Origin of the sequence: Acetobacter sp. DmW_043, assembly GCF_002153485.1 — a bacterium.
Taxonomy (GTDB): domain Bacteria; phylum Pseudomonadota; class Alphaproteobacteria; order Acetobacterales; family Acetobacteraceae; genus Acetobacter; species Acetobacter thailandicus.
On sequence record NZ_JOMN01000085.1, the window covers coordinates 1 to 1116 of the forward strand.

Annotated in this window: 1 protein-coding gene; it reads right to left on the reverse strand. The window is 50.1% G+C overall.

Annotated elements, in window-relative coordinates; genetic code table 11:
• Window positions 1-129 precede the first annotated feature (129 nt).
• The coding region (odhB, locus tag HK11_RS11805; protein ID WP_086555512.1) for a 2-oxoglutarate dehydrogenase complex dihydrolipoyllysine-residue succinyltransferase at window positions 130-1116 on the reverse strand (987 nt) is incomplete at its 5' end.

The window sequence follows — 1116 nt, forward strand, 5'->3', positions numbered from 1 at the left end:
TTACCAACAGTGGCAGTCGTAACACTCTCACCAAGGGCAGGAACTTTAATTTCAACTGGCATAAATTTTGCCTTTCTTATTCATTCACAAAAAAAATCGGCAGGGCTGAACCCTGCCGATCACAGACGATCAGACGTCAATAAGAAGGCGGCGCGGATCTTCAACATTTTGTTTGATACGCACCAGGAAGCTGACTGCCTCTTTACCATCAACAATACGATGGTCGTAAGACAGAGCTGTATACATCATCGGACGAATCACAACCTGACCATTCACAGCAACCGGACGCTCCTGGATTGCGTGCATACCCAGAATACCTGACTGCGGCGAGTTAAGAATAGGTGTTGAAAGCAGTGAACCGTAAATACCACCATTGGTGATAGAGAAAGTACCACCTGACAGATCATCGATCTTCAGCGTCCCTTCACGGGCTGCTTTGCCATAACCTGCAATGGTTTTTTCAATCTGAGCAAAGCTCATTTTATCCGCATCGCGAATAACCGGGACGACAAGACCGTTAGGCCCGCCAACAGCAATACCCAGGTTCACGAAATCACGGTAAATGACGTCTTCACCATCAATTTCTGCGTTAATAGCAGGGAACTCTTTCAGGGCCGCAATCACGGCACGAGAGAAAATGGACATAAAGCCCAGCTTTACGCCATGCTTTTTAACAAAAAAGTCCTGATATTCCTTACGCAGTTCCATAGCCGCTGACAGGTCAACCTCATTAAAGGTTGTCAGCATAGCTGCTGTATTCTGCGCATCTTTAAGGCGACGTGCAATGGTGCGACGCAGGCGCGTCATTTTTACACGTTCTTCACGCGGGTCATCTTTACGTGGGGGACGAGGTGCTGCCTGCTGCTGGTTAACAGGTGGCTGAGACAGGAACCCAAGCACGTCACCTTTTGTAATACGACCACCAAGACCTGAACCCTGACCAACCTGATTTGCGCTCAGATTATTTTCGGTCATAAGTTTCTGGGCTGCCGGCAGTGCAAATGGCGCCCCTGCTGCTACTGGCTGCGGTGCTTTTTCAGCAGCGACCGGAGCTGCCGCCTTTGCCGGAGCTGGCGCAGAGGCCGCTTTAGCAGGAGCAGCACCACCGGCTTTACC